Here is a 13,338-nt window from a genome sequence, read left to right on the forward strand (position 1 = left end):
GGGTTTGTGAGAACCGCTGATAGTCGACACAGATCCGCTCATAGACATCCGAGAACCGCCGATAGTCGACACAAATCCGCTCATAGAAAAATCTAACACATAAACAAAAGCCATCCAAACGATACTTGGATGGCTTTTATAAATCTTATTTACGAAGTTTCCTTACAATATCTTCACTCGGTGTGACAAAGACCGTCTTTTGTTCGAAATAAATGACAAAGCCAGGTTTTGAACCATTAGGTTTTTTCACATGACGAACTTCGGTGTAGTCGACGGGAACTGAAGATGATTCTCGTGCTTTACTAAAGTATGCTGCTAGTAAAGCTGCCTCTAGAATGGTCGTTTCATCTGGTTCATTATCATGGATGACAACGTGAGATCCAGGGATATCTTTTGTATGGAACCAAGTTTGTGATTTACTTGCAATTTTAAATGTTAAATAATCATTTTGTTTGTTGTTTTTTCCGACAGAAATTGGCAATCCTGTAGAAGATACGAAAGCTTCAGGAGTTGGCTTCACTACTTTTTTCTTCTTCTTCGAAATTCGTGCTTTCATCCAGCCTTGTTCTGCCAGTTCTTCACGAATTTCTTCGATGTCTTGAGGAGACGCTTGCATAACTTGTTGTTGTAACATTTCTAAATAGTTGATATCTTCTTGTGCTTTATCGAGTTGCTGTTGAATCTTCAATAAAGCTGTTTTAGCTTTGTTGTATTTTGTGTAAAGACTTTGTGCGTTTTCAACTGGTGTTTTTCTTGGGCTTAACGGGATTTTGATGACTTCATTATTTTCATCATAGTAATTAACGATTTCGGCTTCGGTCATTCCTTTTTCCAGGTTATACAAGTTTGCCATCAACAGTTCTCCGTGGAGTTGGAATGTTTCTAGTTTTTCTGCGTTCGCTTTTTCTTTAGCAAGTTTTTTCATTTTTAATTTCAATTTATCAAGTTCGTTTTGCAACCAGCGTTCTAAGTCACCAGCTTGCTGTTTCACTCGGTCACGTTCAGCTCGTGCAAAATAAACTTTGTCGAGTAAATCGCCTAATGAATTATAAGGAGTTTTAGTACCCTCTACATGTTTCAAATCAACACTTGAAAAAATAGCTTTATTTCCACTTTCTAAATATGTACCAGATGGTTTGTTTTGATCAAATTCATCTATGAACTTCTTAAATACTTCATAACTTGGCTCATCGCTGTGTTCAACAAGGTAAGCAAGTTCTTTTGCATGTAAAGGTGAAAATCCGGAAAGGTGGGTCATGAATTCACGAGAAACATCTTCTGATTGTAAGAAGGATTGGAAAGAAGCTTCATCCACTTCATACGGATTTTTTTTATTTTGAGTTGGAGGTGCAATATGCGGTTGACCTGGTAATATCGTTCTGTAACTATTAACTGATGGAGACAAATGTTTTAAACTATCCAAGATAAGATTGCGAACTGGGTCCACTAAAATAACATTACTATGTCTTCCCATTATCTCAATATGTAGTTCTCGTACCATATCGTCACCAATTTCATTTTTACTTTCTACTCTTAAAATGATAACGCGGTCCATATCGAGTTGTGTGATAGAAGAAATAAATCCACCTTCTAAATGTTTGCGAAGTAACATGCAAAACATTGGTGGTTCTGAAGGATTGTCGATTGCCTCATTCGTAACGTGAATTCTCGAGTACGAAGGGTGTATCGAAATAAGTAAACGACTATTTTTACCGCCAGATCGAATTTGAAACACAATTTCTTGTGAGTTCGGTTGGCGAATTTTTGAAATTCGTCCTGATACTAATTGTTGGAGCTCGTGCGTCATTGCTTTTGTAAATAAGCCATCAAATGCCATAAGAATTCCTCTTTCAAAACGTTTTGCTCTATCTTATCATTTTCTAAGGGGAATGTGATATAATTGGCTAAGTATGTAGCAAAGAAAGTTTAAGCTTTATTAGGAGGGACGACTGTGCCGAGTCTAAAGTTTATCAATATCGGAAACGGTAGTGTGGTAGCAGTTGATCGAATTATCTCCATTTTGCAACCTGAGTCGGCGCCGATTAAGCGTCTCGTTCAAGATGCAAGAGACAAAGGATTTTTAATTGATGCAACGTATGGTAAAAAAACGCGTGCTATATTTGTTATGAATAGTGAGCATGTTGTATTATCTGCTGTAAGTGCAGAAACTGTGGTAACGCGTATGTTAGAACAAACCGAATAGATAAAAAGAGGGATTTAATGCGAAAAGAACGTGGATTATTAATCGTCCTTTCAGGGCCATCTGGTGTCGGGAAAGGTACTGTGCGAAAAGAATTATTCTCACAGCCTGACACAAATTATGAATATTCGATTTCAATGACGACAAGAAAGCCGCGTGAAGGCGAAGTCGATGGTGTCGATTATTTTTTCAAATCTCATGAGGAATTTGAACAATTAATCGTAGAAGGGCGTTTATTAGAATACGCTTGTTATGTAGGGAACTATTATGGAACCCCATTAGACTACGTAAATGCTACGCTAGACGCAGGGCGTGATGTGTTTTTAGAAATTGAAGTACAAGGTGCGTCTCAAGTTCGTGCTAAAGCACCTGACGGCTTATTTATTTTCTTAGCACCACCGAGTCTTTCTGAATTAGAACAACGTTTAGTTGGTCGAGGGACGGAAACAGATGACGTTATTGCATCTCGTATTTTGGCGGCTAGACAAGAATTAGAAATGATGAACTTGTATGATTTTGTTGTTGAAAATGATGAAGTTCAATTAGCGTGTGACCGTGTAAATGCAATCGTCACTGCTGAGCATTGTCGAAGAGAACGTGTTGAAAAAAGATATCTGTCTATGTTGGAAGGGGAATATTAATTAATGTTATATCCATCAGTTGATTCATTAAAAAGCAAAATCGATTCAAAATACTCACTTGTGAGCTTAGCTTCAAAACGTGCACGCCAGTTACAAGAAGAAGGCGGAGAGCGATTAACTTCATACGTTTCTTTAAAATATGTTGGACGAGCATTAGAAGAAGTAGCTTGTGGCGCATTAACTAAAGAAGCTCAAGATGAAAAAACAATTTACGAAGACGAAATTTAAATCTTTTTAATATCCAATGAAAACTCCCTAAGACGTAAAATGCTTTGGGAGTTTGTTGTTTGAGAGAGGAAGAATGTTCATGCTAGCAAACAAAAAAATCTTATTGTGCGTATCTGGTGGAATTGCTGTTTATAAAGCGGTTGCCCTCGTTAGTAAATTGTCTCAAGCGGGAGCAAATGTCAAAGTCATCATGACGGAATCTGCAACAAAGTTTGTGCAGCCTCTGAGCTTTCAAGTCATGTCTAGAAACGATGTTTATACCGATACATTTGATGAGAAAAACTCACAAGTCATTGCTCATATTGATTTAGCAGACTGGGCAGATTTAGTGATTGTAGCTCCTGCTACTGCCAATGTGATTGGAAAACTAGCAAATGGATTCGGCGACGATATGCTGACGACGACACTTTTAGCTACTACGGCCAAAGTATGGATTGCACCAGCTATGAATGTACATATGTACGATCACCCAGCAGTGAAACGGAATATCGCGACACTTGCGCAAGATGGGTATGAATTTATTGAACCTTCAGAAGGATTTTTAGCCTGTGGGTATGTAGGAAAAGGAAGGTTAGAAGAGCCAGAAAAAATCGTTGAATTGGTTGAAACTTTCTTTCAGCCAAAAGATTTACCGTTAAAAGGGAAGAAAGTTGTAATCACTGCGGGACCAACACGTGAACGAATTGATCCTGTCAGATTTCTAACCAACTTTTCTTCTGGGAAAATGGGCTATGCTCTTGCTGAAGCAGCCGTGAAAATGGGGGCAGAGACCATTCTTGTATCAGGCCCTGTTTCATTACCGATTCCACTCGATGTAACAATGGAGCAAGTGGAAAGTGCAGAAGAAATGTTGCAAGCTGTATTAAGACATTATGATAATGCCGATATTGTGATTAAGACTGCTGCTGTTGCTGACTATCGTCCAAAAACGATTCATGCACAGAAAATGAAAAAACAAGTGGGCGACTCTTCGCTTGAGCTTGAGCGGACGATTGATATTTTAATGACTCTTGGCCAAAAGAAATCACATCAATTATTAATTGGATTCGCTGCAGAAACAAACAACGTTGAAGCCTATGCGAAAGAAAAACTAATTAAAAAAAATGCGGATTATATTGTTGCTAATGATGTCACGCGAGTAGATAGTGGTTTTGGTACGGATACCAATACGGTAGTTGTCATTGGTAAGGAAAATTATATTCAGCATTTCGATAATATGACGAAAAAAGAGTTAGCTACACAGCTATTTAAAACGATTTTGGCTCATGAAGAGGATGTACAACATGTTCGCTGAAGTCATTGTTGACGTGGCAGCTTATCCGATTGATCGACCGTTTGATTATGCGATTCCGGAAAAATACCAATCCATTATTGAAAGTGGAAGTCGTGTGAAAGTCCCATTTGGCAATCGCCAAGTTCTTGGGTTTGTTACATCTTTAAAAAGTGACACGGATGTTCCTTTAGAAAAACAAAAACCAATTGGTGAATTATTGGATATTGAACCGGTACTAACACAAGAAATGCTTGCAATGACCAAGTGGTTAAAGCGTCATACTTTATGTTACGAAATTGATGCTCTTCAAGTTATGCTACCGTCTGCTTTACGAGCAAAATATGAAAAAATACTGCGAATTGTTGATTCTAGTGCGGTGCTTCCACAAAGTGTTCAAGCCTTATTTCAAGGGAAAGATAGTGTTGAGCTGAAAGCAGATGAATCGAAAGAATTGCTTTCTACTATTAAAAAATTAATAAAAGAACATATCTTAGTTCTTGAAACAGCGGTTAAACAAAAGACTGCTGTAAAAAAAGTAAGAATGGTACAAATTGAAAAGGATGTAAATCGCTTAAAAGAGATTTACGAAAACGTCTCAAATCAAGCGAAGAAACAAAAAGACGTAATAAAATGGATGATTGAGCACTCAGGTGAGCGCATCATTTTGTCAGATGTTTTAAAAAGTCTTAATACAACAAATGCTGTGTTACAAGGGGTTGTGGAAAAAGGTGCGGCTACTTTAGAATTTGAAGAAGTTTACCGTGATCCTTACGCTGACAGAACCATCGACGTTTCTAAAAAACACGCATTAACAAATGAACAACACCTCGCATTGACTGAAATCATTCATTCTTATGATCAACACGAAGCGGCAACCTTTCTTCTTCATGGCATCACCGGAAGTGGAAAGACAGAAGTGTACTTACAAGCAATTGAACGATCGTTAAAGGACCAAAAAGAAGCCATCGTTCTTGTACCAGAAATTTCACTTACCCCTCAAATGACCAATCGCTTCAAAGAGCGTTTCGGCTCCTTAGTTGCTGTCTTGCATAGTGGTTTATCAACTGGAGAGAAATACGATGAATGGCGAAAAATTAGTCGTGGAGAAGTTAAAGTGGTTGTAGGTGCTCGTTCAGCTATCTTCGCTCCTTTTCAAAATATCGGCTTAATTATTTTAGATGAAGAACACGAAGGCACTTATAAACAAGATGATTCCCCACGCTACCATGCGAGAGATGTAGCGATTTGGAGAAGTGAATATCATCAGTGTCCTGTCATTTTAGGGAGTGCAACGCCTTCACTAGAATCTTATGCTCGAGCTAAAAAAGGAAATTATGCTTTGTTAACTTTAGCAAAGAGACCTCGTGAACAAGCATTACCAGAAGTGTCAATCATCGATATGCGAGAGCAATTGAAAAATGGCAACCGATCCATGTTTTCTTTGGAATTAGCGGATGCAATTCGTCTCCGTCTTGAAAAAGGAGAGCAAATGGTGTTGTTCTTAAACAGACGTGGTCATTCTTCGTTTGTCATGTGTCGTGATTGTGGGACCGTGGTCGAATGTCCAAATTGTGATATTTCGATGACTTATCATCGACATCAGGAACGGATTAAGTGTCATTATTGTGGGGAAGATTCTGAGGTTCCAAACTCGTGTCCACAATGCAGTAGTGACCATATCAGGTTTTTTGGGACAGGCACACAAAAAGTGGAAGAAGAGATTGCACGGTTTTTCCCGACTGCCAGAGTGCTACGAATGGATGTTGATACCACTCGTAAAAAAGGCTCTCATGAACACATATTAAAAATGTTTGGTGACGGCAAAGCAGACATCTTGCTTGGTACTCAAATGATTGCGAAAGGGCTCGATTTTCCTAACATCACACTAGTAGGAGTTCTTTCTGCGGATACCACTCTCCATTTAGCTGATTTCCGAGCAGCCGAAAAAACGTTTCAATTGTTGACTCAAGTGAGTGGACGAGCGGGAAGGCACGATAAAAAAGGTGAAGTTGTTGTTCAAACCTACACCCCAGAACACTATGCGATTCAATTTGCGCAGCATCATGATTTTATAGCTTTCTATCATCAAGAAATGATGAATCGCAAACAGTTTGCCTATCCACCTTTTACCTATGTTGTGCTCATTCAAATTACACATGAAGATGTTTTGATGACAGCAGAATACGCTCACAAAGCAGCAAACTGGCTTCGTGAGAATTTATCTCCTACGGCAGAAATTATTGGACCAACGGCTTCATCAATTAGTCGTGTGCAAAATAGATATCGTTATCAATGTTTGATAAAATACAAAAAAGAACCGATGCTCCCGGATGTACTTCAGCAATTAATCCGTATTTACCGAACAGATTGGCTGAAGAAAGGAATTTTAATGTCAATCGACTTAAATCCTTCTTCCATAATGTGAGCAGACACGAAATGAGGAATTCCCTTTGACGATTAGAAAAATCGTAAAACACCCAAATGACCTATTAACGACACCGACAAAGAAAGTACTAAAATTTGATCGGAAACTTGCTACTTTATTAAAAGATATGCATGATACCATGCTTGATTCTGATGGTATTGGCATAGCAGCTCCTCAAGTCGGTGAATCTATCCGAGTAGCCATTGTAGATTTAGGTGAAGGAGAAGACATCATTGAAATGATCAACCCTGAAGTTTTAGAAACAGAAGGTTCAGTCATTGATATTGAAGGTTGTTTGAGTTTCCCTGAATTGTATGGTGAGGTTGAACGTCCTTTTTATGTGCGAATTAAAGCACAAGAAAGAGACGGTAGATGGTACGAGTTAGAAGCCGAAGATTATGAAGCAAGAGCGATTTTGCATGAAATAGACCATTTAGATGGCGTATTATTTGATTCGAAAATTCTTCGTGTCGTGGATCCTTCTGAACTTGAAAATGAAGAGGAGGAAACACTTTGACTTCTTTAGTTTTTATGGGAACGCCAGAGTTTTCAGTACCTATTCTGACAATGTTGCACGAGGAAGGTTATTCCATTTTAGCGGTTGTGACACAACCAGATCGGCCAGTAGGACGCAAAAAAGTGTTAACGCCAACGCCTGTAAAAAAAGAAGCATTAAGACTAGGTATACCTGTCTTACAGCCAGAAAAGCTGAAAGGTTCACATCAATTAGATGAAATTTTAGCTTTGCAACCAGATATTGTTGTGACTGCTGCCTTTGGTCAAATACTTCCAAATGAAATACTTGAAGCACCTAAATATGGCTGTTTAAATGTCCATGCTTCATTGCTTCCTGCATACCGTGGAGGTGCACCAATTCACCAAGCTATTATCGATGGGCAAGACGAAACGGGTGTCACGATTATGTATATGGCTCAAAAATTAGATGCTGGTGATATCATTTCACAAAAAGCAATTTCAATTGAAGATGCTGATACAACTGGTATTTTATTTGACAAACTAAGCATCGTTGGTCGTGACTTATTAAAAGAGACGTTGCCTACAATTTTAAACCAAACCAATGCAAGAATTGTACAAGATGAAAACCATGTGACTTTCGCTCGCAACATTTCAAGAGAGCAAGAAAGAATTGATTGGAATCAGTCATCAACAGACATTTACAATCAAGTTCGTGGTCTAAGTCCATGGCCGGTTGCTTATACCACTTTAAAACAAGAAGCCGTAAAAGTATGGTGGGGTCAACCGAGTCAACAAAGTTATACTCAACCAGCCGGGACAGTGGTTGAGATAAAGGTAGATCGAGTTGTTGTGCAAACGGGATTTGAGCAAGCCTTTGAAATTACTGAATTACAGCCAGCTGGGAAGAAAAAAATGTCTGCCGAAGAATTCTTAAGAGGCACTGGTTCTAAATTACAGATTGGGGATCAGTTTCAATGAATAATAAATCATATCGAATGTGGAATGGCAATGTCCGTGATGCCGCATTATCAATCTTAATGGCGGTAGATAAAAGTCAGGCATATAGCAATTTATTACTTCACCAAACGATTGAAAAATATGATATAGACATCAAAGATCGTGCGCTTTTAACGGAAATCACTTATGGGACTCTTCAACACAAGATGACTCTTGATTATTACTTGCAACCGTTTATTAAAGGAAAACTTGATGATTGGGTTCGCCAGTTGTTACGTCTGTCACTTTATCAAATTCATTATTTAGATCGTATCCCAAATCATGCCGCTGTAAATGAAGCAGTAGAAATTGCTAAAAAGCGAAGTCATAAAGGAACAGCAGGATTAGTTAATGGTATTTTAAGAGGGATTTTACGTCAGGGAGTACGTTCAACTGATGAGATTGTTGACCCGATCGAACGCTTATCTATCGCATCAAGTCATCCGTTATGGCTAATTCAACGTTGGGTAAAACAATTCGGTTTTGAAAAAACAGAAACAATGGCTTTTGAAAATAATATTCCACCAGCACATACAGTTCGCGTTAATACCACACGAATTTCAGTGCAAGAAGCAATTGATATGTTGTTAGATGAAGGAATTGTGGCTCATCAAAGCGAAGTAATTCCTGAGTGTCTTCACATTGAAAAGGGGCAAGTTGCGAAAACGCAAGCTTATCAGTACGGAGCAGTTTCAATACAAGATGAGAGTTCTATGATTCCAACATATGCACTAAGAGTTGAACCAGGGAACAGAGTATTGGATATGTGTGCTGCACCAGGTGGGAAGTCTATGCATATTGCTGAGAAACTAAACGGCGAAGGGTTCCTTGTTTCTGTTGATTTGCATCCACATAAAGTAAAGCTTATTGCTGATCAAGCAAGTCGATTAGGTTTTGAAAATATTGAGACACGCACTTGGGATAGCCGAGAATTAACGAATGAGTATGAAGAGCAATCGTTTGACCGAATTCTAGTAGACGCACCTTGTAGCGGGTTAGGTGTTATTCGTCGCAAACCTGATATCAAATATACAAAAAAAGAAGAAGATTTTGCTTCTTTGCATAAAGTTCAAACTAAACTTCTCGACGAAGCTTATAAGTTAATTAAGCCAAGTGGACTGATTGTATATAGTACATGTACGATTGATGAAGTCGAAAATAATGACACTGTGCAAGCATTTCTTGCAAACCACTCAGACATGATCTTAGAAAAATTAGATATCCTTCCTGAATCTCTGCATCACCTGACGAAAGACGGTATGATTCACATTTTTCCACAGGATTTTAACAGTGATGGTTTCTTTGTTGCAGCATTTCGTAAAAAAGATTCCGTTTCTATCGATGCAAACTAAAGAATAAGCTATTATCACAGATCTATGGATGGTAAGTATCAAGATAAGTATGTGAATTTAGTAACAAACCGTCGTGAACACGGCTCTGATATTGGCGCATCATGCAGAAATCGTTGTTATGATGCGTCAACAAGAAACGGAGTGACTATTGATGAAGTACACTGTATTAAGTGATATTGGTCAAAAACGATCGGTGAATGAGGATCGTGCGGCAATGTTCGTGCGCTCTGATTTTGTTCGATTAGGTGTTATTGCTGATGGTATGGGTGGGCACAATGCAGGAGATATCGCAAGTGACATGGCCATAACTAAAATCGGCAAATTTTTTGAAAACGCTACCCCACAACATTTTTATTCAGAAGACTCGATTAAACAATGGTTTGTAGACGCTGTTGGAAAGATTAATCGTTTAATTTTTGATTATTCTTTAACACATGAAGATTGCCAAGGGATGGGGACCACTTTTTTAGCAATTGTCATTACCGATAATCAAAAAGTTCTTTGTCACATAGGAGATAGTCGTGCATATGGAGTACATGCCGGAGTATTGAACCAATTGACGAGGGATCATTCATATGTAAACGTATTAGTTGAAAATGGTGAAATAAGTGAAGAAGAAGCACAAAGTCATCCAAAGAAAAATTTAATTACGAAATCATTAGGAACTGAAAAAACGATTGAACCGGACTTTTTCTCCTTAATGAACCCTACATATTCATATTTACTATTATGTTCTGATGGATTAAGTAATAAATTATCAATTAACGACATGACGAATATTCTTTCGACCAATGCCTCCATTCACGAAAAAGGAAAACATTTAGTAGACCTTGCTAATGAAAAAGGCGGAGAAGACAACATCTCTCTTGTTCTGATTACGACTACAAAAGAGGAGGTGTAGACATGCTCTTAGGCAAAAGAATTAGTGGACGTTACAAAGTTCTCGAGATGATTGGCGGCGGGGGCATGTCCAATGTTTACCTCGCACACGACATGATTTTAGATAGAGATGTAGCCATAAAAGTGTTGCGCTATGATTTTTCAAATGAAGATGATTTGCATCGAAGATTTCAACGTGAAGCACTTTCTGCAACGAGTTTAACACATCCAAACATTGTTAATATTTTCGACGTGGGTGAAGATCGGGACTTGCATTATTTGGTGATGGAGTTTGTTGAAGGCAAAACATTGAAACACTATATTGTGGATAATGCCCCTTTGTCACCAGATGAGACAGTGAGCATCATGAAACAATTAACATCTGCAATAGCACACGCACATCAAAATCAAATTATTCACAGAGATATCAAACCGCAAAATATTTTGATGGATGGAATTCATCATGTTAAAATTACAGATTTTGGGATTGCGATGGCTTTGAGTGCTACTTCTTTTACTCAAACCAATTCAGTGCTAGGTACTGTCCATTATTTATCGCCTGAACAAGCACGTGGTGGAACGGCAACGAAGCAATCGGACATTTATGCCTTAGGTATCGTGTTATACGAACTGCTAACCGGTAAACTCCCTTTTTCTGGTGAATCTGCAGTATCTATTGCATTAAAACATTTACAAACGGATACACCTTCAGTAAGAGCTGTTGTGCCGAGTATCCCACAAAGTTTAGAAAATGTAGTGATGAAAGCAACTGCCAAAGATCCAAGAAATCGCTATCAAACTGTAGAAGAAATGGAACATGACTTAAATAATGTGTTGTCTGTTGAACGCGCAAACGAAAAAGCATTCTCCATTCCTTATGATGATGATGCTACTAAAGCCATGCCTGTAATTAAAGAAGGCAAAAGTTTCGATCAATTGACAGAAACGAAGCAACATAATAAAGAGCAAGTTTCTTCAACCCCTGTGGTTGAAGAGAAAAAGAAAAAGAAAAAATGGCCATGGGTTTTAGGTGTTATTTCATTAATCCTATTAATCAGCTTAATCGTGATTATAGCTTTTCCAGGGATTTTCGGACCTGAAAAAATTGAAGTACCAGACGTTGCAAACTTATCTTTGAACGAAGCGATTGATAAGATAGAAGAAGCTGGATTTGTCGCAGGAAATGAAACAGAAGAGTCTTCAGAGGAAATTGAAGAAGGCCAAATAATTCGCACGATTCCTGAAAACGGTAAAATTAGAGATGAAGGAACTGAAATCGACTTCATTATCTCGAGTGGAAAAGAATCAGTCTCTTTGGCTGATTATATAGGACGTGACATTAACGAAGTAAGAGAGTTATTATCAGAACAATTCAAGTCTATCGACTCCGTTGAAGAATTTTCAGATGAACCTGTCGGAAGAATTATTTCACAGTCACCAGAAGGTGGTTCTGAGCTCATACCAGATGACACCGAGCTTGAATTTGTTGTTAGTAAAGGTCAAGAATTAATAAGTGTCATTGATTTAACAAAGCAATACAATGAAAAAACGTTAAACGATTATGCTAAATCATCTGGCTTTAATATTCGAATTGTTAATGAAGAGTATTCTGTTGATGTACCTGAAGGATTTGTTATTTCTCAAAAACCCGTTGCAGGAACTCAACTCGAGCCGGGAAGTTCAATAGAAATTGTCCTGTCGAAAGGACCTGTTGCAAAGAAAGTTAAAACCTTTGTTAAATCAATTGAAATTCCGTATGAACCTGAAACAGAAGGTGCTGAACAAATTGTTCGTATTTATTTGCAGGATCAAACTCATTCCCTTGCAGAGCCAGTTGAGGAATTTGTATTGACTGAAACAAAAATACAACAAATTCAATTAGAAATTGAAGAAGGTCAAAAAGGAGCATATCGAATCATGGTCGACTCAAAGGTCATCGAGGATGAGGTTATTGAGTATGGCAGTTTCGATTAGGGAGGAATTCGATGCCGAAAGGACAAATTCGTAAGGCACTTAGCGGGTTTTATTATGTTCAAGATGGGCAAAAATTTATTCAATGTAGGGCACGCGGTGTGTTTAGAAACCGGGGGGTAAGTCCACTGGTTGGCGATTTTGTCGATTATGAAGTGGAAGACGGTTCTGATGGAACTATCACTGTCGTTCATGATCGGAAAAATGCACTAATTCGACCGCCTATCTCTAATATCGATCAAGCTTTACTGGTATTTTCTTTGACTGAACCTGATTTCAATCCGTTGTTATTAGATCGTTTTCTTGTCGTTTTAGAATCATTTAACGTAGAGCCAATTATTTGTTTAACCAAAACGGATTTGATATCTGCATCTGAAATGGCGAAAATCCAACCTTTTATTAATGATTACCGAGCGATTGGATATCAAATAATAGAAACATTTAAAGACGACGAAAGTTTGGTTGCCAATATCTCGCCTATTTTAAAAGGTAAGATCAGTGTTTTAGCTGGACAGTCCGGTGTTGGGAAATCAACATTACTAAATACTGTGTTGCCTGCCTTAAATATTAAAACAGGTATCATTTCACAAGCTCTTGGTCGAGGAAAACATACAACACGTCATGTAGAACTGGTTGAAGTTTGCGAAGGACTATTAGCTGATACTCCAGGATTCAGTTCTTTTGATTTTGATGAAATCGATAAAGAACAGTTATCTTATTGTTTTCCTGAATTTCGTGCAGCATCTGATCGCTGTAAATTTAGAGAGTGTTTACACATAAGTGAACCGAAATGTGCAGTTCTTGCAGGGGTTCAATCTGGCGAGATTAAAGATTATAGATATAAACATTATGTTAAGTTCTTAGAAGAAATAAACGAGCGAAAGCCGAGGTATTAA

12 protein-coding genes are annotated in these 13,338 nt (G+C 38.1%); 11 read left to right on the forward strand and 1 reads right to left on the reverse strand.

The genetic code is table 11. The annotated features are described in order from the left end of the window. Positions 1 to 145: 145 nt before the first annotated feature. Complete coding sequence (locus WBG45_RS14305) at positions 146 to 1,837, reverse strand: Rqc2 family fibronectin-binding protein (protein ID WP_424415606.1); 1,692 nt, start codon at positions 1,835 to 1,837, stop codon at positions 146 to 148. A gap of 114 nt (positions 1,838 to 1,951) precedes the next feature. Here WBG45_RS14305 and WBG45_RS14310 point away from each other — a divergent pair, with 114 nt between their 5' ends. The 11 genes from WBG45_RS14310 (at position 1,952) to rsgA (ending at position 13,338) form a co-directional block, all read left to right on the forward strand. Next, complete coding sequence (locus tag WBG45_RS14310; protein ID WP_024535052.1) at positions 1,952 to 2,203, forward strand: extracellular matrix/biofilm biosynthesis regulator RemA family protein; 252 nt, start codon at positions 1,952 to 1,954, stop codon at positions 2,201 to 2,203. 17 nt (positions 2,204 to 2,220) lie between these two features. Then, a complete protein-coding gene (gene gmk, locus WBG45_RS14315; RefSeq protein ID WP_024535051.1) occupies positions 2,221 to 2,841 on the forward strand; it encodes a guanylate kinase in 621 nt (206 codons plus the stop codon). A gap of 3 nt (positions 2,842 to 2,844) precedes the next feature. After that, positions 2,845 to 3,069 (forward strand): DNA-directed RNA polymerase subunit omega, encoded by a 225-nt coding sequence (gene rpoZ / locus WBG45_RS14320; RefSeq protein ID WP_024535050.1) that lies wholly within the window; start codon positions 2,845 to 2,847, stop codon positions 3,067 to 3,069. 79 nt (positions 3,070 to 3,148) lie between these two features. Then, complete coding sequence (coaBC, locus tag WBG45_RS14325; RefSeq protein ID WP_424415609.1) at positions 3,149 to 4,363, forward strand: bifunctional phosphopantothenoylcysteine decarboxylase/phosphopantothenate--cysteine ligase CoaBC; 1,215 nt, start codon at positions 3,149 to 3,151, stop codon at positions 4,361 to 4,363. Further along, entirely contained in the window at positions 4,353 to 6,767 is a 2,415-nt protein-coding gene (gene priA, locus WBG45_RS14330; protein ID WP_424415610.1) for a primosomal protein N', read from the forward strand. Before coaBC ends, priA begins: the two co-directional genes overlap by 11 nt. A gap of 25 nt (positions 6,768 to 6,792) precedes the next feature. After that, positions 6,793 to 7,284, forward strand: coding sequence for a peptide deformylase (gene def, locus WBG45_RS14335; protein ID WP_424415612.1), 492 nt, complete (start codon positions 6,793 to 6,795; stop codon positions 7,282 to 7,284). Continuing rightward, entirely contained in the window at positions 7,281 to 8,222 is a 942-nt protein-coding gene (gene fmt, locus WBG45_RS14340; RefSeq protein WP_424415614.1) for a methionyl-tRNA formyltransferase, read from the forward strand. Before def ends, fmt begins: the two co-directional genes overlap by 4 nt. Then, positions 8,219 to 9,592: a 16S rRNA (cytosine(967)-C(5))-methyltransferase RsmB gene (gene rsmB, locus WBG45_RS14345; RefSeq protein ID WP_424415616.1), complete on the forward strand. Its 1,374-nt coding sequence runs from the start codon at positions 8,219 to 8,221 to the stop codon at positions 9,590 to 9,592. The genes fmt and rsmB overlap by 4 nt, the downstream gene beginning before the upstream one ends. A gap of 151 nt (positions 9,593 to 9,743) precedes the next feature. After that, entirely contained in the window at positions 9,744 to 10,493 is a 750-nt protein-coding gene (locus WBG45_RS14350; protein WP_424415618.1) for a Stp1/IreP family PP2C-type Ser/Thr phosphatase, read from the forward strand. A gap of 2 nt (positions 10,494 to 10,495) precedes the next feature. Beyond that, entirely contained in the window at positions 10,496 to 12,445 is a 1,950-nt protein-coding gene (gene pknB, locus WBG45_RS14355; protein ID WP_424415620.1) for a Stk1 family PASTA domain-containing Ser/Thr kinase, read from the forward strand. A gap of 11 nt (positions 12,446 to 12,456) precedes the next feature. After that, the gene (gene rsgA, locus WBG45_RS14360) at positions 12,457 to 13,338 is read left to right on the forward strand and encodes a ribosome small subunit-dependent GTPase A (protein ID WP_424415622.1); all 882 of its coding nucleotides are present in this window, start codon (positions 12,457 to 12,459) and stop codon (positions 13,336 to 13,338) included.

The organism is Paenisporosarcina sp. (assembly GCF_049671445.1).
GTDB lineage: Bacteria > Bacillota > Bacilli > Bacillales_A > Planococcaceae > Paenisporosarcina.

What these genes read in the sequence shown, in the direction of transcription:
- pknB (WP_424415620.1), top strand. Translation starts at nt 10,496, where the DNA reads ATGCTCTTAGGCAAAAGAATTAGTGGACGTTACAAAGTTCTCGAGATG.
- coaBC (WP_424415609.1), top strand. Translation starts at nt 3,149, where the DNA reads ATGCTAGCAAACAAAAAAATCTTATTGTGCGTATCTGGTGGAATTGCT.
- WBG45_RS14350 (WP_424415618.1), top strand. Translation starts at nt 9,744, where the DNA reads ATGAAGTACACTGTATTAAGTGATATTGGTCAAAAACGATCGGTGAAT.
- WBG45_RS14305 (WP_424415606.1), bottom strand. Translation starts at nt 1,837, where the DNA reads ATGGCATTTGATGGCTTATTTACAAAAGCAATGACGCACGAGCTCCAA.
- gmk (WP_024535051.1), top strand. Translation starts at nt 2,221, where the DNA reads ATGCGAAAAGAACGTGGATTATTAATCGTCCTTTCAGGGCCATCTGGT.
- priA (WP_424415610.1), top strand. Translation starts at nt 4,353, where the DNA reads ATGTTCGCTGAAGTCATTGTTGACGTGGCAGCTTATCCGATTGATCGA.
- rpoZ (WP_024535050.1), top strand. Translation starts at nt 2,845, where the DNA reads ATGTTATATCCATCAGTTGATTCATTAAAAAGCAAAATCGATTCAAAA.
- rsgA (WP_424415622.1), top strand. Translation starts at nt 12,457, where the DNA reads ATGCCGAAAGGACAAATTCGTAAGGCACTTAGCGGGTTTTATTATGTT.
- rsmB (WP_424415616.1), top strand. Translation starts at nt 8,219, where the DNA reads ATGAATAATAAATCATATCGAATGTGGAATGGCAATGTCCGTGATGCC.